The organism is Allobosea sp. NPDC055332 (assembly GCF_053645455.1).
The window spans coordinates 1-1002 of sequence record NZ_JBSHMO010000047.1 but is presented as its reverse complement, the minus strand read 5'-3'; the positions used below and the strand labels follow the sequence as shown (position 1 = coordinate 1002).

The 1002-nt window shown below is 40.4% G+C and carries 2 protein-coding genes; both read right to left on the bottom strand.

Annotated features, from left to right (window positions below):
* On the bottom strand, positions 1 to 520 hold a 520-nt coding region (locus ACWIGM_RS31615), incomplete at its 3' end, for a hypothetical protein (protein WP_454029876.1).
* Positions 517 to 1002: tyrosine-type recombinase/integrase (locus tag ACWIGM_RS31610; RefSeq protein WP_454029875.1), on the bottom strand; the 486-nt coding region annotated here is incomplete at its 5' end. The genes ACWIGM_RS31610 and ACWIGM_RS31615, both read right to left, overlap by 4 nt.

Below are 1002 nucleotides of genomic sequence, written 5' to 3'. Positions count from 1 at the left end.
TTGCTGCTCTTTTGGGGTTATCTTCTGTAAGATTACGAAAACTACCTTCATCTTTTACATTATTTAAATCATCTGCCATCACACATAAATAATCAACATCTATATCAAATGGCTTGAGATTTTCCCCTTCTAGAGATATTTCTAATCCACCGCCAAGTCTATCAGGGTAAAAATATAATGTTGGTGAGTTTATGATGTTATTATGTTTAAACTCAATGTCAGAGAACGCCTTTTTGTTTACATAGAAAAAACCAGCAATAAAATTTGCTATATATAATCTATCATCTATTCTCTTCTCTAAATTAATTGTTTTGCCGTCCTGGAATATTAGTCCATTCCGTTTATTATCTTTAAATCCCTCAAGAAAATAAACCTCACAGCTCCCAACACTATGCTCAGGAATAAATACAGAAATATCAATGGCACCTGTACTAGCGAAATGATAGAGATCCCTTATTGTACATCCTAACTTTTCTGCCGCTTCAGGTAACGGATAATAGAGTCTTTTAGGTAATTTCATTTAGCCACCTTCAGCATAACAATATTTTCATGATTTCCAGCCAGCACATCGAGACGCTCAACCCACAGATTCAACGCGTCCCGCTTTGCCTGTAAATAGCGTGAATGGTTATAGGTTTTTTGCTGACCAGGCATCTGATGCGCTGTGATGTGCTCCACGATATGCGGATCGACACCTAAATCGTTCAGCATCGTTGTAAACGTGTGGCGAAAGTCATGCAGCGTCCAGTGTTCCTGGTTAAGCCGCTTATGCGCATTTCGCCCATATTGCGCTACCGTGGTATCTTTTTTCAGTTCTCCGAGCAATAACCCTGTATGCCGGTTCTGATCCACCAGCTTCTGAATGAACGGCAAAATGCCATCGGGGATTGGCCTGAATATCGTCACCTTCGTTTTGCTGTGCTCTTTTGGCACTGTCCACAACATTTCTTTCAGATCCCATTCTTTGATCTCTGAAAGTCTGACCTCTGCCGTTCTGCACCC